Annotated in this window: 26 protein-coding genes; 17 read left to right on the forward strand and 9 right to left on the reverse strand. The window is 48.9% G+C overall.

Features of this window, described 5'->3' with window-relative positions; translation table 11 throughout:
* Window positions 1–62 precede the first annotated feature (62 nt).
* Window positions 63–878, reverse strand: a complete 816-nt coding sequence (locus L1278_RS15385; RefSeq protein ID WP_253405907.1) for a murein L,D-transpeptidase catalytic domain family protein — start codon at window positions 876–878, stop codon at window positions 63–65.
* Between the two features lie 269 nt (window positions 879–1,147).
* Between L1278_RS15385 and L1278_RS15390 the strand changes: the two genes are divergently transcribed.
* Entirely contained in the window at window positions 1,148–1,537 is a 390-nt protein-coding gene (locus L1278_RS15390; RefSeq protein ID WP_253405908.1) for a hypothetical protein, read from the forward strand.
* A gap of 50 nt (window positions 1,538–1,587) precedes the next feature.
* Here L1278_RS15390 and L1278_RS15395 read toward each other — a convergent pair whose 3' ends face one another.
* Window positions 1,588–1,986 carry a hypothetical protein gene (locus L1278_RS15395; protein ID WP_253405909.1) on the reverse strand — a complete coding sequence of 133 codons (399 nt, stop codon included), beginning with the start codon at window positions 1,984–1,986 and terminating at the stop codon, window positions 1,588–1,590.
* Window positions 1,987–2,299: 313 nt separating this feature from the next.
* Here L1278_RS15395 and L1278_RS15400 point away from each other — a divergent pair, with 313 nt between their 5' ends.
* A complete protein-coding gene (locus L1278_RS15400; RefSeq protein WP_253405910.1) occupies window positions 2,300–2,530 on the forward strand; it encodes a hypothetical protein in 231 nt (76 codons plus the stop codon).
* Between the two features lie 88 nt (window positions 2,531–2,618).
* Here L1278_RS15400 and L1278_RS15405 read toward each other — a convergent pair whose 3' ends face one another.
* The gene (locus L1278_RS15405; protein ID WP_253405911.1) at window positions 2,619–3,077 is read right to left on the reverse strand and encodes a DUF4199 domain-containing protein; all 459 of its coding nucleotides are present in this window, start codon (window positions 3,075–3,077) and stop codon (window positions 2,619–2,621) included.
* Window positions 3,078–3,131: 54 nt separating this feature from the next.
* Entirely contained in the window at window positions 3,132–3,602 is a 471-nt protein-coding gene (locus L1278_RS15410) for a DUF4199 domain-containing protein (RefSeq protein WP_253405912.1), read from the reverse strand.
* A 333-nt stretch (window positions 3,603–3,935) separates the two neighbouring features.
* On the opposite strand from L1278_RS15410, the gene L1278_RS15415 reads away from it, so the two are divergent.
* Both L1278_RS15415 and L1278_RS15420 read left to right on the forward strand, forming a co-directional pair.
* Window positions 3,936–5,561: an ABC-F family ATP-binding cassette domain-containing protein gene (locus L1278_RS15415; RefSeq protein ID WP_253405913.1), complete on the forward strand. Its 1,626-nt coding sequence runs from the start codon at window positions 3,936–3,938 to the stop codon at window positions 5,559–5,561.
* A 63-nt stretch (window positions 5,562–5,624) separates the two neighbouring features.
* Window positions 5,625–6,275, forward strand: a complete 651-nt coding sequence (locus tag L1278_RS15420) for a hypothetical protein (protein WP_253405914.1) — start codon at window positions 5,625–5,627, stop codon at window positions 6,273–6,275.
* A 74-nt stretch (window positions 6,276–6,349) separates the two neighbouring features.
* Here the strand turns inward: L1278_RS15420 and L1278_RS15425 are convergent, their stop codons facing one another.
* Both L1278_RS15425 and L1278_RS15430 read right to left on the reverse strand, forming a co-directional pair.
* Window positions 6,350–6,499 carry a lmo0937 family membrane protein gene (locus L1278_RS15425; protein WP_007660460.1) on the reverse strand — a complete coding sequence of 50 codons (150 nt, stop codon included), beginning with the start codon at window positions 6,497–6,499 and terminating at the stop codon, window positions 6,350–6,352.
* Window positions 6,500–6,565: 66 nt separating this feature from the next.
* Window positions 6,566–6,718 (reverse strand): lmo0937 family membrane protein, encoded by a 153-nt coding sequence (locus L1278_RS15430; protein WP_140623340.1) that lies wholly within the window; start codon window positions 6,716–6,718, stop codon window positions 6,566–6,568.
* Window positions 6,719–7,153: 435 nt separating this feature from the next.
* Here L1278_RS15430 and L1278_RS15435 point away from each other — a divergent pair, with 435 nt between their 5' ends.
* Together L1278_RS15435 and L1278_RS15440 are read left to right on the forward strand one after the other, a co-directional pair.
* Window positions 7,154–8,059: a 3-hydroxyacyl-CoA dehydrogenase family protein gene (locus L1278_RS15435; protein ID WP_253405915.1), complete on the forward strand. Its 906-nt coding sequence runs from the start codon at window positions 7,154–7,156 to the stop codon at window positions 8,057–8,059.
* Between the two features lie 2 nt (window positions 8,060–8,061).
* Window positions 8,062–8,451, forward strand: coding sequence for a VOC family protein (locus L1278_RS15440; protein WP_253405916.1), 390 nt, complete (start codon window positions 8,062–8,064; stop codon window positions 8,449–8,451).
* Window positions 8,452–8,541: 90 nt separating this feature from the next.
* On the opposite strand, the gene L1278_RS15445 is transcribed toward L1278_RS15440, so the two are convergent.
* Window positions 8,542–9,354, reverse strand: coding sequence for a 2,3,4,5-tetrahydropyridine-2,6-dicarboxylate N-succinyltransferase (locus L1278_RS15445; RefSeq protein ID WP_253405917.1), 813 nt, complete (start codon window positions 9,352–9,354; stop codon window positions 8,542–8,544).
* A 51-nt stretch (window positions 9,355–9,405) separates the two neighbouring features.
* Between L1278_RS15445 and L1278_RS15450 the strand changes: the two genes are divergently transcribed.
* From L1278_RS15450 to mnmE, 9 genes are all read left to right on the forward strand, one after another.
* Window positions 9,406–10,545: a glycosyltransferase gene (locus tag L1278_RS15450; protein WP_253405918.1), complete on the forward strand. Its 1,140-nt coding sequence runs from the start codon at window positions 9,406–9,408 to the stop codon at window positions 10,543–10,545.
* Between the two features lie 76 nt (window positions 10,546–10,621).
* Complete coding sequence (locus L1278_RS15455) at window positions 10,622–11,620, forward strand: 3-oxoacyl-ACP synthase III family protein (protein WP_253405919.1); 999 nt, start codon at window positions 10,622–10,624, stop codon at window positions 11,618–11,620.
* Window positions 11,621–11,766: 146 nt separating this feature from the next.
* Window positions 11,767–12,423: an iron dependent repressor, metal binding and dimerization domain protein gene (locus L1278_RS15460; protein WP_253405920.1), complete on the forward strand. Its 657-nt coding sequence runs from the start codon at window positions 11,767–11,769 to the stop codon at window positions 12,421–12,423.
* 1 nt (window position 12,424) lies between these two features.
* Window positions 12,425–13,357 (forward strand): metal ABC transporter solute-binding protein, Zn/Mn family, encoded by a 933-nt coding sequence (locus tag L1278_RS15465; RefSeq protein ID WP_253405921.1) that lies wholly within the window; start codon window positions 12,425–12,427, stop codon window positions 13,355–13,357.
* Between the two features lie 12 nt (window positions 13,358–13,369).
* Window positions 13,370–14,161, forward strand: a complete 792-nt coding sequence (locus L1278_RS15470) for a metal ABC transporter ATP-binding protein (RefSeq protein WP_253405922.1) — start codon at window positions 13,370–13,372, stop codon at window positions 14,159–14,161.
* A gap of 206 nt (window positions 14,162–14,367) precedes the next feature.
* A complete protein-coding gene (locus tag L1278_RS15475; protein ID WP_253405923.1) occupies window positions 14,368–15,651 on the forward strand; it encodes an iron chelate uptake ABC transporter family permease subunit in 1,284 nt (427 codons plus the stop codon).
* Between the two features lie 348 nt (window positions 15,652–15,999).
* Window positions 16,000–16,878, forward strand: coding sequence for a metal ABC transporter permease (locus L1278_RS15480; RefSeq protein ID WP_253405924.1), 879 nt, complete (start codon window positions 16,000–16,002; stop codon window positions 16,876–16,878).
* 74 nt (window positions 16,879–16,952) lie between these two features.
* Window positions 16,953–17,495, forward strand: a complete 543-nt coding sequence (locus L1278_RS15485; RefSeq protein ID WP_253405925.1) for a thioredoxin fold domain-containing protein — start codon at window positions 16,953–16,955, stop codon at window positions 17,493–17,495.
* 70 nt (window positions 17,496–17,565) lie between these two features.
* Window positions 17,566–18,945 (forward strand): tRNA uridine-5-carboxymethylaminomethyl(34) synthesis GTPase MnmE, encoded by a 1,380-nt coding sequence (gene mnmE, locus L1278_RS15490; RefSeq protein WP_253405926.1) that lies wholly within the window; start codon window positions 17,566–17,568, stop codon window positions 18,943–18,945.
* Window positions 18,946–19,111: 166 nt separating this feature from the next.
* On the opposite strand, the gene L1278_RS15495 is transcribed toward mnmE, so the two are convergent.
* On the reverse strand, window positions 19,112–19,273 hold the full coding sequence (locus L1278_RS15495; RefSeq protein WP_253405927.1) for a hypothetical protein: 162 nt from the start codon (window positions 19,271–19,273) through the stop codon (window positions 19,112–19,114).
* A 337-nt stretch (window positions 19,274–19,610) separates the two neighbouring features.
* Between L1278_RS15495 and L1278_RS15500 the strand changes: the two genes are divergently transcribed.
* Window positions 19,611–21,038 carry an APC family permease gene (locus L1278_RS15500; RefSeq protein ID WP_253405928.1) on the forward strand — a complete coding sequence of 476 codons (1,428 nt, stop codon included), beginning with the start codon at window positions 19,611–19,613 and terminating at the stop codon, window positions 21,036–21,038.
* Between the two features lie 326 nt (window positions 21,039–21,364).
* Here L1278_RS15500 and L1278_RS15505 read toward each other — a convergent pair whose 3' ends face one another.
* The gene (locus L1278_RS15505) at window positions 21,365–21,520 is read right to left on the reverse strand and encodes a hypothetical protein (RefSeq protein ID WP_253405929.1); all 156 of its coding nucleotides are present in this window, start codon (window positions 21,518–21,520) and stop codon (window positions 21,365–21,367) included.
* A 373-nt stretch (window positions 21,521–21,893) separates the two neighbouring features.
* On the opposite strand from L1278_RS15505, the gene L1278_RS15510 reads away from it, so the two are divergent.
* Window positions 21,894–23,009 carry a lysylphosphatidylglycerol synthase transmembrane domain-containing protein gene (locus L1278_RS15510; RefSeq protein WP_253405930.1) on the forward strand — a complete coding sequence of 372 codons (1,116 nt, stop codon included), beginning with the start codon at window positions 21,894–21,896 and terminating at the stop codon, window positions 23,007–23,009.
* Window positions 23,010–23,012: the final 3 nt, after the last annotated feature.

The following is a 23,012-nucleotide window of genomic DNA, read 5'->3' on the forward strand; positions in this document are numbered from 1 at the left end:
TTAAAACCAAAAAAGCCACTCCGGATCTCGGCGTGGCTTTTTTGTGTAGTTTTTTGTCCTGTCTATGCGTTAGTCGGCAGCATATCCTGAAGCGATGCGAAGCCTTCGACAGCTCTTTCAACGTTCAAATAGTCTGAGGTATAGGCTTTGTCTGCACTGTGAATGTAGAGTACCGTATTGTTCTTGATCAGTTCGATCACATCACCGGAAATAGCTCTTGGCACCGCCGGGCAGCCCAGGCTGCGGCCGAGCCGGCCATACTGCTTTACAAAATCTTCGCTCACGTAGTCAGCACCATGCAGTACGATGGCACGCTCCATAGCTTTCGAGTTATACTGCTCGTCCATACCTGACAAACGCAACGAAAGCCCATGCTTGCCATAGTAGGTTTTATCGGTCAGGTAGAAGCCCATACTGCTCATGTTGGAATTAGGTTCGTTTGAGAACTTCTCTGCTTTTACATTGCCCGTGTTACGACCATGCGCCACCAGGTTGTTGTAGAGCACTTTGCTTGCAGCCAGGTCGATGATCCACATGCGCTTCTGATTACTTGGCTTGGTAAAATCAACCACTGTCAGAATCTGCTTGTCAGCAGCTGTCAGTTCATCCTGCTTGAAATTGTGGTAACCGGTATAGGCACGCTCAAATACACTGTAGGAAAGTCCTGCCTTTTGTAATCCTGTTCTGCTATACACTTCCTGTACATGATCTTCGAAAGCGAGTTTCTTCTCAGCAAAGGAAAGGTTGGCAAGTGAAGTGGAAGTCAAAACAGTTTCAGCTGTGAGTCCCATCGGATCAGATTCGTCGTGTCGGGCTCCGCCAGGAGTGGCTATCAACATGAAACTCAAGGCAAAAGAGGTTACAGTGGCTCTTATCATAGGGCTATTCTTCTTATCGGGTTTTACGCAATTAATGTACTAACAGGAAAAAACACAACAATTGTTCCCTTAAAAGATGTTTAGGTCCAATTTGCAGGGCTTTCCCCCACCTGCTGACCGGATGTATATGCTAAACGTTTGTATACCTGAATCTTAGTATATGAGGAGTCTATATTTTTATTGATCTAAAGTTTTACTGTTTTATAAATTAGGGCATTTACTTGTATGCCAAGGCCGGAAGCTGCAATTTTGAGGTAAGAGAATAGCACATGAAAACGTACTCCTTCTATACCCTGCTACTGATTATGCTAATGGGCTGCGCTGATCCCGCCCGCATGTTAGGCTTTGATAGTGAAAAATGGCAACAAGATAAAAAAGGATGCCAGGGACAACGAAATACTATGGTCAACGACTTTGAGTCAATACGTCGCGAATTGTACGGGCGCCCTGAAGCAGAAATAAAAGACATCCTCGGCAAACCTGATGCGGAGCAACTGATGCGCCGGGGACAGCGTGTCTTTATCTACTACTTCGAATCCGGCTCGCAGTGCAATGAGCGGAACAAACTCTCTGAAGCTAACCGGGCTGAGGTACGCTTTAACGCCCTGAACAAAGTAAGCGAGATCACCTACCTGCGCCCAGTACCTGCTGCAAAATAAAGCAAAAAGCCCGCCTTAAGGCGGGCTTTTTGCTTTATTCTTACCGGTGATTATTCCTCTTCATTCCCAGTCAGCATGTTAACGTGCTGGCGTCCTTCCAGCTCAAGGAATTGCTTCAGCTGTTTTTCATTCAGAATGCCAGCCATTACCTTGTCAAGCTGTATCTGTATTTCTCTGTAAGTACGCTGCCGTTCTATCGGTTCTTCCTGCTTCAACTCGGCTTCCGACATCAGTTGGTAGCGTTCTTCGTGCAGCAGTTCAACCTGCTTTAGTTGCTCTTCACTCAGATTCAGTTCGCGCTTCATTTCCAAAATAGCCATCTGGGGACCGCTCAGGCTTAATGCCAGTACTTTTTTATCCAGCTCGTCGTCTGTCTCTGTCAATCGCTGCGCCTGTGTCGTGCTTACTGTTAATCCTAGTATGATTAAAAAAGGTATAATTCTTTTCATGGTATTCGGGTATTATGCCATCATCTGGCTATGCTAAAGTTATATAGTGTTATGAACGGAATTACATTATTTAGGTTTTGCTTGAAGACACACATATTTTATATTTTTCTAATAGTACGTTCAGCCGTATTTTAGAACATAATTGCAATATTTCAAAATACAATTAAATTATAAAAATAACTTGTATTCAAAATTAGCTATATCGTAACTAAACCCTTGGAGAACAGTACACAAAACAAACGCTCGAAATAGTATTTTTAATAGTGGCTCCCGGTTTCGCAGTAGCGTCTCCCCCATACAAAATGAAATAAACATGAAAACCAAACATTATAATCCCAGTTCGCTTGAGGTCAACTTTGCAAAAGCATTTCAGGACTTAGCACTGGAGCTCGAAGAGAGGCTTGATGCAGGTAAAGTCGTCAATATCACACCTATACATGACGTAGACAACCCGATGGTAATTTATAAGCTAAAAGATGAGGAAGGTGATTTACATGAAGTAGTTGTACAAATCATACAGCGGCCAGACAACCTGGTGAGCTGATCTGACAATATAATCCTAAAAAAGGGAGGCGACCAGGTAAATCCCGGGTCGCCTCTCTTTTTGTATCTCTGCTGTGAATAAAACCCGATCAGGGACTACCCGGCACCTTGTGGTCGCGTCGCTTAAACCATTGCATGGCAATGAACGACACCATAAAGCCCGATATCACACCTTCCAGCATCAGGACCATAAAAACTACAATACCAGGCGTGATGGCCATTCGATCGCCGAAAAACTGTTCGCCGGCAAGAACTTTTAGCAGCCCATCATCAAACGCTTTAATATACACGACCATAAACGCGGAAAATACCACAGTTGCCAGAACGGAAGTGATGACGCCTACCCCCAGGCCCTCAAAATACCCTATATTGCCCTGCCGCATAATCTTAAGCGCCCGTATGGAAAGGGTAACACCTACTGCCATAATCAGGCCATTGAGAAAGCGCAACTCAATAATATGCGAGAGGCCAACTACCTTCATGAGTAGAAAGTAGCTGACCAATGCAAGTGCTGTTAACAGGCCGTATTTTAGGCCGATTTTTTCCATAGTAGGTGCTTGGGGTATATCTCACAAATGAGTCTGCTGGAATAAATGCTACGGTCAGATGCGCTCCTGTATGGCATGTTCTTCCCGCTTAAACCACTGCATGGCCACAAAAGCGATCAGGAAGCCGGGGATGGTTCCGTAAATAATGGTAAGCACAAAGAATGACAGTACTGATAAACTCACCGGGAACAATGAACTAGACTGCAGGCTGACCAGGTATGCTGTGTCTAAAGTAGTCAGGTAAACAACCATGAAGAGGGCCAGTATTGTAGAGGACACCACGCCTGTGGTAGCCCCGATCGCCAGGCCCTGGAAATAATTGATGTCCCCTCCTTTCGCTTTTTTGAATTGCGAAATAGCTACCGTTATACCTATGATCAGGAAGATCGCACTCAGGAACGAAAGCTCCACTCTGTTTTGCAGGTTCAGCAGGCGCATGATCAGAAAAAAGAGTATGTGCGCTATACCTACGAAAATACCATATTTCAGTGATACCTTTTGATATGTGATTCTTGAAAGTGCCATATGTATACTATTTTGTTAAGAGTCCTTAGTTTTTAAAAGTGAACAGATTAGTCGCACGATTGGTTATAAAAAAGAGCTTGTCGTACATAAAGCTCCCCAAAGCAGGTGCGATCTGCCGTATATAATTAAATCAATATACTAGAGAACATGGGTTGGTGTTGTGATTTGAGTCATTAATTTTTCAGCTCACTTCCCGAAGGGCTTCATTTAAAAGCAATTAAGCCACCCTCTGTAAGCCCTTAGCCTATTGGTTTACAGCAATTTGAAAAAAAGACGGTTTTTATTTCGTAATTTTGCACCGCAATCGTTTCATATACTCATTTTAAGCTATCTATGATCAGCACCAACAATGTAAGCCTGTCTTATGGCAAGCGTACCCTGTTTGAAGACGTAACCATCAAATTTTTGCCCGGCAACTGCTACGGCCTCATCGGGGCCAATGGCGCGGGCAAATCCACATTTCTAAAGATACTCTCGGGTGAGATCGACCCGAACACCGGCACCGTGGAAATACCGGCCAACGCCCGCCTGGCCGTATTGAAACAGAACCACTTCGAATACGACGAATCGCCGGTATTGCAGACCGTCATCATGGGTCACAAGCGCCTGTTTGACATCATGCAGGAGAAAGATGCTATTTATGCTAAAGAAGATTTCACGGAGGCTGACGGCGTACGTGCTGCTGAACTGGAAGGTGAATTCGCTGACTTGGAGGGCTGGAATGCAGAGTATGAAGCGGCGGAACTCCTGAGCGGCCTTGGCATAACCGAGGACCTGCACTACGCCCTCATGAAAGATCTGAGCGGTAGCGAAAAGGTGCGTGTGCTCCTGGCGCAGGCCCTCTTCGGCAACCCGGACATCCTGCTCCTCGACGAACCTACCAACCACCTGGACGCTGAGTCGATCATGTGGCTGGAGAACTTCCTCGATAATTTCCAGAACACCGTGATCGTGGTATCGCACGACCGCCACTTCCTCGACGCCGTGTGTACACACGTGGCCGACATTGATTTTGGCAAGATCAAAATGTTTGCCGGTAACTATGGTTTCTGGTACCAGTCAAGCCAGCTGGCGCTTAAGCAGCGCTCTGATGCAAACAAAAAGACTGAAGACAAGCGTAAGGAACTCGAAGAGTTCATCCGCCGCTTCAGTGCCAACGCTTCCAAGTCTAAGCAGGCGACTTCGCGTGCCAAGTTGCTAGAAAAACTGACAGTAGAAGACATTCAACCATCCTCACGCAAATACCCGTACATCGCCTTCAAGCCAGAGCGCGAAGCAGGGAACCAGATCCTGCACGTGGAGAACCTGACCAAGTCAATAGACGGGCAGCCGCTTTTCACGAATATTTCTTTTATGATTGATAAAGGAGATAAGATTGCGGTGATCGGTCGTAACGACATTGCCGCTTCTACTTTCTTTAAGATCCTATTCAACGAAGAGCAGCCTGATTCAGGAGAGTTTAAGTGGGGCACAACCATCACAGCTTCTTTCTTCCCGAAAGACAACCAGGAGTTCTTCGACACGAATCTTAACCTGGTGGACTGGCTACGCCAATACTCTGTGGAAAAAGACGAAAGCTTTATCCGCGGATTCCTGGGTCGTATGCTGTTCTCAGGAGAGGAGTCGCTCAAGAAGGCCAACGTGCTGTCAGGTGGCGAGAAAGTGCGCTGTATGTTCTCCCGTATGATGCTGCAATCTGGCAACGTATTGGTGTTCGACGAACCTACCAACCACCTGGACCTTGAATCGATTACGGCGCTCAACAACTCCCTGCGCGATTTCGATGGCACCATCCTCTTCTCTTCGCATGACTTACAGTTTGTGGACACGATCGCCAACCGCATCATCGAACTGACGCCACGCGGCATTATCGACAAACGCATGGGTTACGAAGAGTACCTGTCGGATGAGAACATCAAAGAGCTGCGCAAAAAAATGTATGCTACTGCCAAGGTATAGCGTATAAACCAGCGACTACATGTAACCAATCAAGCTATGCCGCTACGCTTAAGCTACAATATAATGGTACTAACCCTGTGCTGCCTGCTGGGCAGCACAGCGGCCATGGCCCAAACCGAACCCGACACGGTACGCCGCAAACGCGAGTTGCCTACAAGACCTACGGTAGAACCACAACAGCCCCGCGTCACACAACCGCAGCCACAGCCAGAGGTAATTCGTCCGCAGGTAGTGCGCCCGAGTGAAGAAGCTCCACAGGCTCTGATTGACCGCATGTTCTGGGGCGGGAGTTTCGGTCTGCAGTTCGGTACTTTTACGAATATCTCACTCTTGCCGGTAGTCGGGTATCGTGCTACCGAAACGTTTTGGCTAGGTATAGGCGGGGTGTACCATTATCGGAGATTCAGGGGAGAGAGTATGCACAACTACGGAGGTCGTGTTTTCGCCCAACAGCAGATCTTCGAGAATTTCCTGATTCACGGTGAGTACGAGCAATTGAGTGTGGAGCTGCCCTTAATGAATTATAACACTGGGGTGTATGAGATCAGCAGGCGCTTTATAGGTATACCCATGGCCGGCTTAGGCTACAGGCAGCGTATTGGTGAACGGGGTGCAGCCGACATACTGCTGCTCTACAACTTCAACGATTCTTATGCCTCACCTTACTCTAACCCGGTCATCCGAGCAGGCTTTAGCTTTCCATTCAGGAAGTAGGCCTTAGAGCAAGGAATAAATAAAAAAAGGCTGCAAATAAATTTGCAGCCTTTTCTGTTTTTGAGGTATTCGTATTAGCCCCGTATGAGTCGTAGCAGTACCACGATCACGGCGATCACCAATAAGATGTGAATCAATCCGCCAACGGCATCTGGGAATCCCAGGAATCCGATCAGCCAAAAGATTACTAGCACAACGGCTATGATATACAATAAATTTCCCATAGTTTTAATATTTTAATTTCGAAAATATAGTCTGTTATCCTATCTAACGTAGTTACGCTATATAGGTTAAGCACTTCGTATTAATCGCAGCACAACTGCGATAACAGCCAGCACTAAAAGTACGTGGATGATTCCACCAACGGCATCAGGAAACCCAAGGAACCCGATCAGCCAAAAGATTACTAGCACAACGGCTATGATATACAGTAAATTTCCCATAGTTTTTTTGTTTTAATTTCTCCTTTTCAATGCGTTGAAAGCAAAACCGTCTGTCTGGCTTTCAAAACAAACCAGGTGGCCTGCTTTGCATTTTTTTGTTTTAAGCTTTTTACGAGCACTATACTTTAAAGGATGTATATAATCGCATTATTTTGTATACTTTGAACTAATATTTTAAAATATAGCTATAATACTGTGTAGTAAATTGACCCTTATCCTTTTGATACACAGCTAAAATACAACTTCTTTCAAAAACTGAATTGACTGCCATAATTTTGTATAGAATATTAACTATACCCGGTACCTGATAGGTATAGCCCTGACTTTTGCCAGCACACAAAATAGAAGTCTTCCAAGATAAATGTTTTTAAAACCGTTGTTTGTCCGAATTCTGTTAGCTTTGTAATGTATTTTTAACTACACGCATATTCATCTATGAAGAAAATAGCAGTCATTGGTTCGGGCACTATGGGTAACGGTATAGCCCACGTATTTGCCCAAAATGGTTTCCCTGTTTCATTGGTTGACATTTCAGAAGAGGCGCTCAACAAGGCGCTCGCTACTATTACCAAAAACCTCGATCGCATCATAGCCAAAGGCAACCTGACGGAGGAGCAGAAAAGCCAGACCCTGGACCGCATTACCACCTATACCGATATGAGGGAGGGTGTGCAGGAAGCTGATCTGATCGTGGAGGCGGCCACGGAAAACGTAGACCTGAAGCTGAAGATCTTCAGAGACCTGGACGCTTTTGCCAAGCCGGAAGCGATACTGGCCAGCAACACCTCCTCTATCTCCATCACCAAAATTGCTTCGGTGACCAAGCGCCCGGACAAAGTGATTGGCATGCACTTCATGAACCCGGTGCCGGTGATGAAACTGGTTGAGATCATCCGTGGCTACTCTACTTCCGACGAAGTGACCAGCCAGGTAATGGATATGTCGCTGCAACTGGGCAAGGTGCCGACTGAATGTAATGACTACCCGGGCTTCGTAGCCAACCGTATTCTGATGCCGATGATCAACGAGGCCATCTACTCTTTATATGAAGGCGTGGCCGGTGTAGAAGAGATTGACACGATCATGAAGCTGGGTATGGCGCACCCGATGGGACCGCTGCAACTCGCCGATTTCATTGGCCTGGACGTGTGCCTTTCTATCCTGAACGTGCTGCATGACGGCTTCGGCAATCCGAAATATGCCCCATGCCCACTGCTGGTAAACATGGTGCAAGCGGGTCATAAAGGCGTGAAGACAGGTCAGGGCTTCTATTCCTGGTCGCACGGTTCGAAAGAATTGATAGTGGCAGACCGATTCAAGAAAAAACACTTTGCACAATAACGATGGCACAGACCTTTAATGTAGTAGGCTGGTTTGAGATACCAGTGACCGATATGCCGCGGGCTATCCGTTTTTATGAAACGGTGTTTGGCTACAACCTGCACTACCAGACCATTGGCGACGAGGAAATGGCCTGGTTCCCATGGTCCGAGGAGGCTTCAGGTGCTTCAGGCTCGCTTGTGAAGCATGAAGAGAAGTACAAACCTTCTGCCGACGGAACGGTGGTCTACTTCTCCTCCCCGTCTGGAGACTTAGCAAACGAACTGGCCAGGGTAGAGAAGGCGGGCGGTAAACTGCTGCAGGACAAGACGCTGATAGCAGAGGACATCGGCTTTATGGCTTTGATCATGGACACAGAAGGTAACCGCATCGCCCTGCATTCCAGAGGCTAGTCTATACTTTCAGCTATACTTTAAAAAAAGAAATCCCCCTGCCATATCAGCAGGGGGATTTTCAGTTAAATAAAGGGAAGTATAAAAATTTTAAACTGCTACAGCATTTTCACGCAGTGCATCGTTGAGCGAAGTTTTAAGATCGGTACTTTCTTTGCGCTGGCCGATGATAAGGGCACATGGTACCTGGAAGTCTCCTGCCGGGAATTTCTTGGTATAGGAACCAGGTATAACCACGGCACGCGGCGGCACATATCCTCTGTACTCTTTCGGCTCACTGCCTGTCACATCGATGATTTTGGAGCTGCCCGTGATTGTTACGCCAGCGCCGATCACTGCTTCTTTGCCGATGCGGCATCCCTCTACCAGAATGCTGCGCGATCCGATAAAGGCGCCGTCTTCAATAATCGTAGGGGCTGCCTGTACTGGCTCCAGCACACCGCCCAGCCCAACGCCGCCACTCAAGTGCACGTGCTTGCCCACCTGTGCACAGCTGCCTACGGTAGCCCAGGTATCCACCATCGTACCTTCGTCCACGTAAGCGCCAATATTTACATAAGAAGGCATCATGATTACACCTTTGGCAAGATAAGCGCCGTAACGGGCCACTGCATGAGGCACGACACGCACACCCAGTTGCGCATAGTTCGATTTAAGGGCAATCTTGTCATGAAACTCAAACGGACCAACTTCTATCGTCTTCATCGCCTGAATCGGGAAGTACATCAGCACCGCCTTCTTCACCCACTCGTTTACCTTCCAGTCATTACCAACAGGCTCTGCCACACGCAGACGGCCTTTGTCCAGCTCTTCTATCACGGCGCGAACCGCTTCAATCGTATTATGTTCTTTCAGCAAGTCACGGTTTTCCCAGGCCTGCTCTATTATCTGCTGTAATGCCATGCTATTTTTCGTTTATAGAGAATCAAAGCGTAAAAGTATTAAATTTAGGCGATGTCTGAAAAGAGAATCCTGCTGGCCTCGCTGCTCAAGCCCATAAACGACACCCGGCTCTATGAAAAGCTGGGCATGTCGCTGAGCAAGATTTCTGGTGCAAGCATCCATCTGGCCGGATACAGTGCGCCTATACCTGCCGGAGCACCGGACAACCTGCACTTCCACCCTATTTTCCAATTCAGGAGACTCAGCACCGGCCGCCTAACTGCCCAGCGCGATTACTACCGCCTGCTCCAGCACATCCGGCCACAGTTCGTGATCGTGAGCACACACGAATTGCTACTAGCTACGCTCCTATATAAAGCCAGGTATAAGGGCGTTGGAATTGTATACGATATTCAGGAAAACTATAGCCTTAACTTGCGGGCACAGCACAACTATAGCTGGCCGCTTAAACATCTGCTGGCGCTGAGCATTCGCACCATCGAAAAGATGACAGCCTCCAGCATCGATCACTATCTGCTGGCCGAGCGTAGTTATGCCGAGGAGCTTCCCTTTTTGGGCGATCGCTATACCTTTATAGAGAACAAGTACAAAGGCAGTCAAAAACTGCCAATTACTGCTATACCTGCCGGCCTGCCTCCTGCCGGGCCGCTACGTTTGCTTTACAGCGGCACTATTGCCGAAGAGTACGGCGTGTGGGAAGCTATTAAGCTAGCAAAGCAGTTACAGGTTGTGCGGCCTGAAGTGAAACTAACCATCATTGGCTATTGCGCCAACAGCTATACCTTAACAAAACTTGAAAAAGCTTGTCATCAACTGCCTTTTGTCGAGCTAATTGGTGGCAATAAGCTGGTGCCGCATAAGGATATATTGCAACAAATACAGGAGAGTCATATCGGCTTACTGCCTTACCGACCCAATGCGAGTACTTTTCGCTGCATCCCTACGAAACTCTACGAATACATGGCACATGGACTGCCTATCCTGATCCAGGAAAACCCTTTGTGGCAAGGTATAGTAGAGGGAAACGATGCCGGCCTGGCCATTGATTTTAGCCGACTAAACGCACAGGAACTGTACCCCAAACTGAGCACTCTCAATTTTTACAAACAAGGTATACCTGACACCATTTACTGGGAAAGTGAAGAAGAAAAATTGCTACAGTTAATCAAACTTCTTCTGACCAAGGTATAAGCAAGTTGAAAATTAATTTTTAGACGAATCTAAATTTGAATAGAATCAGTATATTTGTAAAGCTAAACCTTATATTATGCGAAACTCAAAGATAGCCGGCGTAGGCCACTACGTGCCTGAAAAGATAGTCACCAATTTTGATCTGGAGAAAATCATGGAAACCTCAGACGAATGGATCCGTGAGCGAACAGGTATACAGGAGCGTCGCTACTTCCAGGAGGGCGTAGACACGACATCCAACATGGGCGCCAAGGCCTCTATGAAAGCTCTTGAAATGGCCGGTTTGAAGCCAGAGGAGGTGGACATGATCGTGTTTGCTACCCTCAGCCCGGATTATGTGTTCCCTGGCTCCGGTGTGCTGATGCAGCGCGAAATGGGCCTGAAAGATATACCCGCGTTGGACGTGCGCAACCAGTGCTCCGGCTTTGTATATGCCCTCTCGGTGGCCGACCAGTTCATCAAAACCGGCATGTACAACAACATCCTGGTGGTAGGCTCTGAAATTCACTCCAACGGACTGGATTTTTCTACCCGTGGCCGTAACGTATCCGTGATCTTTGGCGACGGCGCGGGCGCTGTGGTACTCACTCCTTCTGAGAGCACGGATCGCGGTATACTTTCCACACACTTGCACGCCGATGGCGAGTTTGCCGAAGAATTGGCCGTGATCGACCCGGGCAGTACCAAAAAAGACCGGCTGACGCACGAAATGATCGACGAGGGCACCATCTATCCTTACATGAACGGCAACCAGGTGTTCAAACATGCCGTAACGCGCTTCCCGGAAGTGATTGAAGAAGCACTTAACAAGAATGGGTATAAAGCATCTGATGTTGATATGCTTATACCGCATCAGGCTAACCTGCGCATCACGTCTTATATTCAGCAGAAGATGGGACTACCAGCCGAAAAAGTGATGAGTAATATCCAGAAATACGGCAACACAACGGCTGCCTCCGTACCAATCGCACTGAGCGAAGCCGTACAGGAAGGGCGCATCAAGGAGGGGGACCTGGTATGTATGGCAGCCTTCGGCTCCGGCTTCACCTGGGCCTCTGCGCTCATCAGATGGTAATTTCTAAGTTGAGTGAGTTAGTGAATGAGAGTTTTTTTGGTTGAGTGATGTTTCAAGGACAAATTATTAATCTCAACAATTTAATAATTAACTCATTTACCAACTCACTCAATCACTAACTCACTCATTCACTCAATCAACAATAAGTGCACAGCTTTACTGAAGAAAATTACATCAAGGCCATCTACAAGCTTTCGGACGGCGGTACCCGTGAGGTGAACACCAATGCAATAGCCGACGCCTTGGACACCAAGGCGGCCTCTGTAACGGATATGCTGCGCAAATTGAGCGCCAAAGGTATAGCCGACTATGTGAAATATCGGGGCGTGACCCTGACGGAGAGCGGTGAGCGGGTGGCCTTGCAGATCATCCGCAAACACAGGTTGTGGGAGGTTTTCCTGGTGGAGAAGTTGAAGTTCAACTGGGACGAGGTGCATGACATGGCCGAGGAACTGGAGCACATCAATTCTGACTTGCTTATCCGGCGGCTTGATGAGTTTCTGGGCTATCCAAAGTTTGACCCACATGGCGACCCGATCCCCACGGAAGACGGCGAGATGAATACTAAGCAGCAGCGTCTGCTGGCAGAACTAGAAGTGAACAGCTCCGGCACAGTAGTAGGCGTCAACGACTCTCAACCGCTCTTCCTGCAGTACCTCGACAAGATGGGGATATTCCTGGGAGCCAAGATTAAAGTAATCGATAAGATCCCATACGATAACTCACTGGAAATTAACCTGGAGAACAAAAAGAACCTGGTAGTATCCAGTGAAGTAGCACGTAATATTTTCCTGTCTGCCTAGTATGAAAGCTCCTGCCCTTTTCCTGTATCTGCTGCTGGTAATGCTACTTGGAACAGCCTGTACCCAGGTCGACACCCGGGGCGAGGTGCCAGCCGGAAAGCGCATGCGCATTGTAACCACGACAGGTATACTGAAAGATGCTGTTGTGAACATTGTAGGCGATGCAGCAGACGTAGAAGCGATCATGGGAAGCGGTGTTGATCCGCACCTGTACAAAGCGACGCAGGGCGACCTCAACATGCTGACGGAGGCAGATGTGATCATTTACAATGGGCTACACCTGGAGGGCAAAATGGGTGAAGTGCTTGAAAAGCTGAGCCGCTACAAAACCGTGCTCGCCGCTACAGCAGGTATACCAAAGTCCGATCTGTTGAATTCTGCTGCTTTTGCTGACAGTCACGACCCGCACGTTTGGTTTGATGTCTCACTCTGGATGCAGGTGACTGTGCACCTAAGCAGCGAACTGCAGAAAAAAGACCCGCAGCATGCCATGGTGTACCAGGAGCAAACGGCAGAATACCTGCGTGCGCTGTCAACATTGCACAACGAAACCAAAGCCGCCATTGCTTCCATACCTGAACAGCAACGTATCCTGATCACCGCACACGACGCCTTTGGCTACTACGGCAACGCATACGGTATAGAGGTGCGCGGTTTGCAGGGCATCTCTACCCTATCCGAATTCGGGCTGCAGGACGTTTCATCACTTGTCAAGTACATTGTAGCCAACAAAATCAAGGCGGTCTTTGTCGAATCTTCAGTATCTCCGAAAGCCATTGAGGCGGTGGTGCAGGGCTGCAGCGAACGAGGTCACAAAGTACTGATTGGCGGCACCCTGTACTCAGACGCCATGGGCGAAGAGGGCACCCCGGAGGGAACCTATACAGGCATGGTAAGACACAACACGAACACGATTGTAACTTCTTTAAAATAAGAAGGATATCCTATGATACTTCAAGTAGAAAATCCAGTAGTAGAAGTACACGATCTAACGGTGAGTTATGACCGGAAACCGGTATTGTGGGGCATTGATCTTACCCTACCGGCTGGTGCGCTTGTGGGAGTGATCGGTCCGAACGGTGCAGGCAAGTCTACCCTGATCAAAGCGATGATGAACCTGCTACCTGTCAGCAGCGGCTATGTGCGCATTTTTGACCAACCGCTAAAACAGGTATACAGCCGCATCAGCTATGTACCACAGCGCGAGTCAGTGGACTGGGACTTTCCAGCCTCTGTATTTGACGTGGTGCTGATGGGCAGGTATGGCCAACTGGGTTTGTTCAAGCGCCCCCGCAAAGCCGACAAGGACGCAGCCATGGAAGCGCTTGAACAAGTAGGTATGCAAAGCTTTGCTGAGCGTCAGATCTCGCAGCTTTCCGGAGGACAGCAGCAGCGCGTGTTTCTGGCAAGGGCACTTGCCCAGAATGCCGACGTTTATTTCATGGACGAGCCCTTTGCCGGCGTCGACATTGCCACCGAAACCGCTATCATCCAGCTGCTTCGCCTGATGCGTGACCAGGGCAAGACCGTAATCGTAGTGCACCACGACCTGCAGTCTGCCTCCGAATACTTTGACTGGGTGGTGCTCCTCAACATGCGCTTGGTAGCCTCCGGCCCTACAGAACAGGTACTGAACCAGGAACTGCTGGAGCAAACCTATGGCGGAAAACTCACTCTGCTCAGCAAAGTTGGCGATCTCCTCCGCAAACAGGAATTCCCGGCAAGGGAGAAGAGTTGAATTCTTTAATTATTGATGGTTAAATGGTTATTCGCTAATAGCTGGGTGCACGGTTAACCCACCCCTGTCGCTCAAAGAAAGGAATTGCCGCGACTACCAATTGGTAGGTATAAATTTCGTAGTTGCAGGCTATATTACCTAAAACAGCATCACTAGATAAAACAATTAACAATTTAACAACCATCAGCAATTTAACCTTTTATAAAATGCAGGACTTCATAGAGTTTTTCTCGTTTACGGATGCCAACATACGGTACGTGACGCTGGGCTCGGTGCTGCTGGCTGCCAGTTCGGCGGTGGTGGGCTGCTTTACGCTGCTGCGCAAGCGGGCGTTGGTGGGTGATGCAGTGGCCCATGCGGTGTTGCCAGGGGTCTGTCTGGCTTTCATTGTATCAGGCACCAAAAATCCTTTCATTCTGCTGATCGGCGCTTTTGTAACAGGCTGGCTTTCGTTGGTAGTGATTGATTACATTACTTCCCGTTCCCGGATTAAAGAAGATACAGCCATCGGGTTGGTACTATCGGTCTTCTTCGGTATTGGTATTTTGCTGCTCACTGCCATTCAGCAAACCGGCAACGCCGCTCAGAGCGGACTTGACAAATTCTTGTTCGGTAGTGCTGCTTCACTGATCGGGGAAGATCTGATCGCTTTTGGGGTGGTAGCCGTGATGCTTTTGGTAGCTGTGGTGCTGTTTTTTAAAGAACTTACCCTCCTTTGTTTTGATCAGGCTTATGCCCGTACCATCGGATTTCCGGTCCGCGGACTTGAGTTACTCCTTACCACCCTCACCGTATTTGCCGTGGTGGTAGGTATACAGGCTGTGGGCGTTGTATTGATGGCCGCCATGTTGATTACGCCCGCGGCGGCAGCTCGTTTCTGGACCGAAAACCTGAAGGTGATGCTCGTACTCGCCGCGCTCATCGGTGCTTTTTCAGGTATAGCGGGCGCCTTCGTTTCTTACACTGCCCCTTCCATGCCAACCGGTCCTTGGATCGTGCTGATCGTGTCGATGATCGCCATCCTGTCCTTTGCCCTGGCGCCCGGTCGTGGCTGGGTTGCCCGCATCTTGCAGCAGCGGCGCAACAAGACCCGCATCCTGGAGGAAAACCTGCTCAAGCTGCTTTACCAATTAGGCGAACTCCGGCAGGACTATGGTAATGCCCGCAGCCTGGAAGAATTGCTGGAGCGGCGCAACATACCTAAGAATGAAGCGCTTGGTGGACTGCAAAAGCTAAAGCGACAGGGTTATCTGCAGAAAGATGACGGTCGCTGGGTGCTGACACCGGAAGGCGAGAAACGCGGTCGCCGGGTGGTACGCCTCCACCGCTTGTGGGAGCTATACCTGACGCAGTACCTGAACCTGGCCTCCGACCACGTGCACGAAGACGCTGAAACGATCGAGCACATCATCACCCCGGAGTTGGAGCAGCGCCTGATCGAAGAACTCAACTACCCTGATCTGGACCCGCACAGTGCGAGAATTCCATGACGGAAATGAGTGAATGAGTGATTGAGCGGATGAGTGAATAGAAGTCGAAAATTATAGATTTAGGAATTAACTTGACTGAAGGTATAGAATGCACGAAAGGTATAGCATCAGAAATGAGATCCTGTAGTGACCGGTCATGACCTAATGCTGCCAACTTAAGAATTTTCATTGTCATTTCGACCTTAGGGAGAAATCTGAAATATTGCAATAAGCCAGATCTCTCATTACATTCGAGATGACATAAGAGAACATATTCTTAAAGTTGACCGCCCAGATCACGACTTGACCAATCGTTTGCAGAACTATTAACAATTCAACCATCAACAATTTAACTATACAAGAACAAACGTGAACGCATTCTGGATCATATTGACGGGGAGTTTAGTAGCGACGTGCTGCAGTCTGTTAGGTTGTTTCCTGATACTGCGCCGTATGGCCATGGTGGGCGATGCTATTTCGCATGCTGTGCTGCCAGGCATCGTGATCGCGTTTATGTTCACCGGCTCGCGTGACACGATTCCTATGCTCATCGGGGCCGGACTGCTGGGTGTGCTCACCACCTTCCTGATCGAATTCTTCCATCGTTATGCACGGGTACAGGCTGATGCGGCCATTGGCGTTACCTTCACCTGGCTCTTTGCTATCGGTATCATTCTCATCTCCGTATTTGCCGGGCAGGTGGACCTGGACCAGGACTGCGTGCTGTATGGCGAAATTGCGTACGTGCCGCTCGACCTTATTATTACTGAAGGAGGCCTCAGCATAGGTCCGCGCACAGTCTGGATACTGGCGGTAGTCACGCTGCTGATCGGTGCTTTCATTGTGCTGGGGTATAAAGAGCTTTTCCTGACCACTTTTGATCCGGCCTTCGCAGCGGCCATTGGCATTTCTACTACCCTTTGGTACTACCTACTGATGGGTGCTGTGTCGCTCACAACGGTAGCATCTTTTGAGTCTGTTGGGGCGATCCTCGTAGTGGCATTTTTGGTCGCACCGCCTGCCACTGCCTACCTGCTAACCGACGATTTCAAAACTATGCTGGGAATCTCTGTTTTGCTGGGAATCATCGCCTCTTTTGCGGGTTACTACCTGGCCGTGTGGCTGGATGGTTCAATTGCCGGTGCTATCGCCACTGTAACAGGTATAGAGTTCCTGCTGGCATTCCTTTTCTCACCCACACATGGCAAATTGCGCAGACAGAAACGTGTGCAGATGGTCGGGCATTAACCTGAAAGACAAGGTATAAAGCAACATATACAGGAAGCATCCCTTTAACCGTTCTGATTCAAATAAAACTCACCGTGCCAAAAAAAACATACCTCCTTTCCCTGCTTGCGCTGATGCTTTTACTGTCAGGCTATACCTGGCATGGGACGACAACTGCAGTAACTGCCAGCCAGAAAGGAGCTAAAATTAATTGGATCAGCATGGAAGAAGCTGCCGAAAAGATTAAAAAGCAACCGCGCAAAGTGGTCATCGACGTGTACACGGACTGGTGCGGCTGGTGCAAGAAAATGGATAAGTCTACTTTCACCGATCCTGCAGTGGTGGCCTATATCAACAGAAACTACTATGCCGTGAAGCTGGATGCCGAGGGTAAAAATCCGATCACGCTCAACGGCCATACCTATACCTATCAGGAGCAGTATCGGGCGCACGAGCTGGCAGTTGCCCTCCTGCAGGGGCAGATGAGCTATCCGACTACCGTATACCTGGACGAGAAATTTAACATGCTCACGCCCGTTCCAGGCTACCTCGATGCGACCACTTTCCATCAGGTTCTGACCTATTTCGGAGACAATCATCACAAGTCAAAAACCTGGGAAGAGTATACCCAAAAGTAGGAATGACGAACGTTTGGTGAAGAATGCCTGATTAATCCGTAATTTTGTGTTTTAAAACACTTGCTATACCTTGATTCATCATTTTTTACATACCGATACCATTACAGCGGTCGCCACGGCACCCGGTACAGGCGCCATTGCAGTTATCCGTCTCTCAGGCCCTGAGGCCATTGCTATCACCAATTCTGTTTTTAAAGGCAAAGACCTGACAAAGCAGGACAGCCATACCATCCATTTCGGTACGCTCCGCGACGGGGATAAGATCATGGACGAAGTGCTGGTGTCCCTGTTTGTGGCACCCCACTCCTACACCAAAGAAAATGTGGTGGAGATCTCCTGCCACGGCTCTGATTTTATCGTACAGCAGATCATGCAGTTGCTCCTGAAGAAAGGCGCCCGCCTGGCCAATGCCGGGGAGTTTACGAAGCGCGCCTTCCTGAACGGACAATTTGACCTGGCTCAAGCCGAAGCCGTGGCCGACCTGATCGCCTCTGACTCTGCCCTTTCGCATGAAGTAGCCATGAAGCAGATGCGTGGTGGTTTTTCGCAGGAAATCAAGCGTCTACGGGGTGAACTCGTGCACTTTGCTTCCATGATTGAGCTGGAGCTGGACTTCGGCGAAGAGGATGTGGAGTTTGCCGACCGTGACCAATTGCGCACCCTGATCCTGAACATACAGCAGATCATTCGCGAGCTGCTCAAGTCATTTGAGCTGGGCAATGTGATCAAAAATGGCGTTCCGACCGTGATCGTGGGTAAACCCAATGCGGGCAAGTCCACCCTGCTCAATAAACTGCTCAACGAAGAAAAAGCCATCGTGTCGGATGTTCCGGGCACGACCCGCGACTTCATTGAAGATGAGATCAACATCGGGGGTGTCACGTTCCGCTTTATCGATACAGCCGGTCTGCGCGAAACCACAGACAAGGTAGAAGCTATCGGGGTGGAGCGCACCATGCAGAAGCTGAGCCAGTCCTCGATTATCATTTACCTATTCGACATCACTAGCACGACGCCGGAAGAGTTGCAAACTGAGATGGAGGAACTTAATCCGAAGAAACTGCCGCTGCTTCCTGTCGCCAATAAAATAGACCAGGCTACACCTGATAAACTGGCTGAATTTGCAGGTATAGAGGGATTAGTGCAGATTTCCGCTGCGGAGGGTGTTCACTTAGAAGACCTGAAACAGGCGCTGGTAGACAAGGTGAACGTTGGCAAACTCAACACACAGCAGCAGACCATCGTAACCAACTTGCGCCACGTCGACAGCCTGAACAAAACCTACGAAGCGCTGGACGACGTGCTCAATGGCATAAGTTTAGGCATGAGCGGCGACCTGGTAGCAGCCGATATTCGCCGGGCCCTTTATAGTCTGGGTATGATCACGGGTGAGATTACGAACGATGATTTGCTCGACAACATCTTCACAAAGTTTTGCATCGGCAAGTAATTCCCGGAAATAGCCCAATACTCACCCCAACAAGAAGGCCTGTAAATAACTCATTTACAGGCCTTCTTGTTTCATTCTACCTTCTTACAAGGAATTTAGGAAGCCCGTTTTTTTTGAAAGCGATATCCTTCTAAAAGAACTTTAGGAGATAAAAGAGTTCTACTAATTAGTCTTCACTTTTGCCACATCTGTCAATCTCAACGTCATTCCTATTTTTATCCTGTTTACTTTTTTTGGCTTCAGCTTTAAGGCGCTCCTGGTATTCCTTCCTTTCCTGAAATTCTTTTTGACGCTGCTTCTTTTGTTGGTTTTCTGATCTGGTACTCATAAGCGAATGCATTATTTGTAATAACTAGAATTACTGGCTCATCGGTGGAAAGTTAACCAACAGTTCACATTCTACATTTGAAAGTAAGAAGAAAGACAACCAGTAGCTTGTGTTCACAGACAATGCACATCATCTATTGAATACCCCGATTACTATGCTGGTGCTTTTCAGATTGGTCATCGGTCTCTACCAAATCCTTACTGGTTACTTTTGCTTAATCGCTTCTGCTTACCAACATTTTACTGCTATGGATAAATTAGTATGAAATATTATTTTTCCATCCTACATTGGGGTTAGAATTGCCTAATTGTCAAGAGACCAGCACAAGACATAACACATGGGGAAACAAAGAGAACTGGACCGCTCACTGGGCCTGCGCCTGGTCATCGTCGTTGTGATAGGAAATATCATTGGGTCTGGCGTGTACAAGAAAGTGGCCCCGATGGCCGCCGAGTTGCACTCGGCTGAGTGGGTGCTGATCTGCTGGTTGCTGGCTGGTATTATTTCTCTGTTCGGCGCGCTCTGTAATGCGGAGGTGGCAGGGCTGCTGGCCGATACAGGCGGCGAGTACGCCTATTACAAGAAGATTTACAACCGTTTCTTCGCCTTCATTTACGGGTGGTCGCTTTTCACTGTTATCCAGACGGCAGCGATCTCTTCCTTGTCCTATGTCTTCGCGCAGTCACTCCATAGCATCGTGCCCCTGCCTCCTATACTCGAAGGGCTATCCGACTTCACAATAGTAGGTATTTTCTACCCCTTTGCTGACTTCAACATAAAGCTTGTAGCCATCGTGCTGATCGTTCTACTTACCTGGGTGAACATGAAGGGCGTACGGATGGGGGCATGGCTGAGCACTGCCATCCTGTTGCTCGTCTTCACCGGAATCGGTATCATCGTGCTTTTCGGTCTTTCCAGTGATCAGTCATCTATCGGGGAAAGCTTCTCAGTTTCGTCTGTTTCCAGTTCTCCCGTCACGTTCAGCGCTGTCTTCACGGCCATGCTCTCCGCGTTCTGGGCTTACCAGGGCTGGGCAGCCATCGGATTCTTAGGCGGAGAGGTCAAAAACGCTAAGCAGAATATTCCAAGGGGCATTACGATCGGGGTGCTGACTGTAATAGGCATTTACCTGATCGTGAACATGACCTATCTGTCCATTTTGCCTATACCGGTGCTGGAGCAGATACATGCGGCCGGAAACAAGATTGCAGCCGTAGAGGTTGTCAAGAGTTTCTGGGGATATGGGGGTACCATATTCATCTCCATCCTGATTCTGGTCACGACCTTTGGCTGCACCAATGCCACTGTGCTGGCAAGCAGCCGCACATACTTCGCTATGGCGCGCGAAGGACTTTTCTTCCGGAAAGCGGCCGAGCTCAACCAGGCGCAGGCACCAGCCAACTCACTCCGTTTCCAGAGTATCTGGGCCTGCCTGTTGGTACTCTCCGGCACGTTCGACCAGCTGACAGACATGATTATTTTCGCTGTCTTCATTTTCTATGGATGCACTACAATGGGTGTCTTCATCCTCCGAAAAAAGATGCCCAACGCCCTCAGGCCCTATAAGGTATGGGGGTACCCGGTGGTACCCGCCATCATGGTCCTTTTCTGTGCCGCCCTTTTTGTGAACACGATCGTTGTCCGTCCACGGGAGGCAGCCATCGGTATGGCCCTGATATTGACCGGCATTCCCATGTACTGGTGGTTCCGCAGAAACCAGCAGAAGGAGGCCCAGGCGCCATCGGAGAAAAAGGTGATGCATTGAGATTGTCATGATAAACCCTGCGCTCATATCAGAAGCTGGAACGCGCTGCTACTAGTATTTAGCAAACTTGGTCTGGCTTCTCCTTTCATGGTTTCAGGAGGAATAGCAAACAGCGTACAGGCGAAGGTGGGCCGTCAAAATACCGTTTGAAGCTTGACTTTCAGGTAAAAATATATGTGCTTTTGCTGTTGCATTAATCGGCACAACACTATTCCTTTGTTGCGATGAAAACTACGGGTGCACAGTTGTTTCGAAAGCTGAACGTCCTGCTGGCGGTTTTGCTATGCAGTGTGTTAGCATTTGTCCAGCCTGTCACCGCGCAAGCTTCATCTTATCCTGATGCGGTTCTTCAACAGATTGTGGATGATGCGGAAGACGTCCCGCTCGTTCTCCTTGGTGGCCAAGTCATTTCTGGCGAAGCTTTGGGTGTGCCTCCGCTCGAAAGAGCGCTGTTGGCTCCTTTGGTAAGCTCGCTGCTCCATAGACTTTATCCTGTCGATAAGGGCGCCGCACCTTCACCGTACGCCTCCCCTGTTTCCAAAGACGATTGCAACCTCCATACCATCCTCACCAAGGGCCCCTAGCTCCCAACCTCTTCCCCAGCATTATAGCTGGAGTGAAACCATCAGATAACTGCTTTTAAAGTTGGTTTCCCTATAAACCCGCTCCTGTTTCAAGCTACCATGGCTCCAGAAAAGCTAATCGGTATCACTGGCTTTTCTTCAATCCCATGCTTGTGCCTGCCTGACATTGCAACAAGAAAAGAGAACGGGTTTTACCTAGACTACGAAGCACCCATTTCGCCATTAGCACAAAATACGACGAGTGGAGTTCTGAGTAGATACCATCATAATAATGACACTGACAAAAGAAAAACTACAGGCGAAGTTCTCTGCCCGCAGGCTTATCCTACCCATGTTGCTGGGCCTGGGTGTGGTGGGCTACATGCTGTATAAGAACTACGAGCCTGGGCAACTTCAAACCCTCCGGCAGGCCAGCCTGCTCTGGCTTGGGGTCACCCTGCTGGTGCTGCTCATCAGGGACCTGGGCTACATGTACCGCATCCGCTACATAACAGACAAAGCACTGAGTTGGAAGCAGAGTTTCCGGGTGATCATGCTCTGGGAGTTTGCCTCCTGTGCCCTGCCCTCGGTAGTGGGTGGCTCTACTGTGGCCGCCTACATCCTGTTCAAGGAGAAGATTCCGCTGGGGAAGTCCATCGCACAGGTGATGGTGACCGCCATGCTCGACAACCTGTACTTTGTGCTGGCAGTGCCACTGGTGTTGCTGTTTGCAGATGGGCAGTTGATTCCCTCCTTCGACAACATGAACGAGACGCTCCGGCAAAGCCTGGGTATTGCCTTTGGTATCTCATACCTGCTGATCGCCCTGTATGCCTTCACCATGTTCTACGCCCTGTTCATGAACCCGAAAGCCGTCAAGCGCCTTTTGCTGCGGATTGGAAGTTTCCGGCTATTACGTAAGTGGCGTCCAACGCTGCTGAGCCATGCCAACGAATTGTTGATTGCCTCCAGGCACTTACGCACCAAAAATACGTCCTACTGGCTGCACGGGAGCATCTCGACCAGCTTCGTCTGGACGGCCCGGTATGCCATTATCGGCTGCCTGATAGCGGCGTTCACGCACCTGGATGCGGCAGACCATTTCCTGGTTTTCGCCCGTAACCTCATTTACAAAGTGGTATTGCTGGTGTCCGTTACGCCGGGTGGGGCTGGCTTTGCTGAAATTGCCTTCCCGGCCTTCTTCGGTGCCTTCCTGGGTGGATTTACCACCATCATTGTTCTCCTGTATCGCCTGTTGACCTACTACCTATACCTGGTAATAGGTGTGATCGTATTCCCGCGCTGGGTTGCTGTTGTGTACGGCAACAAGAAAAGCAGCACCCTAACTGAATCCAAACCACAGACTTCCATTGCCTCTACCAACACCGACACTATACCTGTCAAATGAGAA

Origin of the sequence: Pontibacter sp. HSC-36F09 (assembly GCF_024171605.1) — a bacterium.
GTDB lineage: Bacteria > Bacteroidota > Bacteroidia > Cytophagales > Hymenobacteraceae > Pontibacter.

What these genes read in the sequence shown, in the direction of transcription:
- L1278_RS15495 (WP_253405927.1), bottom strand. Translation starts at nt 19,273, where the DNA reads ATGAGTACCAGATCAGAAAACCAACAAAAGAAGCAGCGTCAAAAAGAA.
- L1278_RS15475 (WP_253405923.1), top strand. Translation starts at nt 14,368, where the DNA reads ATGCAGGACTTCATAGAGTTTTTCTCGTTTACGGATGCCAACATACGG.
- L1278_RS15465 (WP_253405921.1), top strand. Translation starts at nt 12,425, where the DNA reads ATGAAAGCTCCTGCCCTTTTCCTGTATCTGCTGCTGGTAATGCTACTT.
- L1278_RS15445 (WP_253405917.1), bottom strand. Translation starts at nt 9,354, where the DNA reads ATGGCATTACAGCAGATAATAGAGCAGGCCTGGGAAAACCGTGACTTG.
- L1278_RS15405 (WP_253405911.1), bottom strand. Translation starts at nt 3,077, where the DNA reads ATGGAAAAAATCGGCCTAAAATACGGCCTGTTAACAGCACTTGCATTG.
- L1278_RS15415 (WP_253405913.1), top strand. Translation starts at nt 3,936, where the DNA reads ATGATCAGCACCAACAATGTAAGCCTGTCTTATGGCAAGCGTACCCTG.
- L1278_RS15400 (WP_253405910.1), top strand. Translation starts at nt 2,300, where the DNA reads ATGAAAACCAAACATTATAATCCCAGTTCGCTTGAGGTCAACTTTGCA.
- L1278_RS15425 (WP_007660460.1), bottom strand. Translation starts at nt 6,499, where the DNA reads ATGGGAAATTTATTGTATATCATAGCCGTTGTGCTAGTAATCTTTTGG.
- L1278_RS15410 (WP_253405912.1), bottom strand. Translation starts at nt 3,602, where the DNA reads ATGGCACTTTCAAGAATCACATATCAAAAGGTATCACTGAAATATGGT.
- L1278_RS15395 (WP_253405909.1), bottom strand. Translation starts at nt 1,986, where the DNA reads ATGAAAAGAATTATACCTTTTTTAATCATACTAGGATTAACAGTAAGC.
- L1278_RS15505 (WP_253405929.1), bottom strand. Translation starts at nt 21,520, where the DNA reads ATGGAGCAGCGAGCTTACCAAAGGAGCCAACAGCGCTCTTTCGAGCGG.
- L1278_RS15390 (WP_253405908.1), top strand. Translation starts at nt 1,148, where the DNA reads ATGAAAACGTACTCCTTCTATACCCTGCTACTGATTATGCTAATGGGC.
- L1278_RS15435 (WP_253405915.1), top strand. Translation starts at nt 7,154, where the DNA reads ATGAAGAAAATAGCAGTCATTGGTTCGGGCACTATGGGTAACGGTATA.
- L1278_RS15430 (WP_140623340.1), bottom strand. Translation starts at nt 6,718, where the DNA reads ATGGGAAATTTACTGTATATCATAGCCGTTGTGCTAGTAATCTTTTGG.
- L1278_RS15385 (WP_253405907.1), bottom strand. Translation starts at nt 878, where the DNA reads ATGATAAGAGCCACTGTAACCTCTTTTGCCTTGAGTTTCATGTTGATA.
- L1278_RS15500 (WP_253405928.1), top strand. Translation starts at nt 19,611, where the DNA reads ATGGGGAAACAAAGAGAACTGGACCGCTCACTGGGCCTGCGCCTGGTC.
- L1278_RS15470 (WP_253405922.1), top strand. Translation starts at nt 13,370, where the DNA reads ATGATACTTCAAGTAGAAAATCCAGTAGTAGAAGTACACGATCTAACG.
- L1278_RS15450 (WP_253405918.1), top strand. Translation starts at nt 9,406, where the DNA reads ATGTCTGAAAAGAGAATCCTGCTGGCCTCGCTGCTCAAGCCCATAAAC.
- L1278_RS15420 (WP_253405914.1), top strand. Translation starts at nt 5,625, where the DNA reads ATGGTACTAACCCTGTGCTGCCTGCTGGGCAGCACAGCGGCCATGGCC.
- L1278_RS15455 (WP_253405919.1), top strand. Translation starts at nt 10,622, where the DNA reads ATGCGAAACTCAAAGATAGCCGGCGTAGGCCACTACGTGCCTGAAAAG.
- L1278_RS15510 (WP_253405930.1), top strand. Translation starts at nt 21,894, where the DNA reads ATGACACTGACAAAAGAAAAACTACAGGCGAAGTTCTCTGCCCGCAGG.
- L1278_RS15440 (WP_253405916.1), top strand. Translation starts at nt 8,062, where the DNA reads ATGGCACAGACCTTTAATGTAGTAGGCTGGTTTGAGATACCAGTGACC.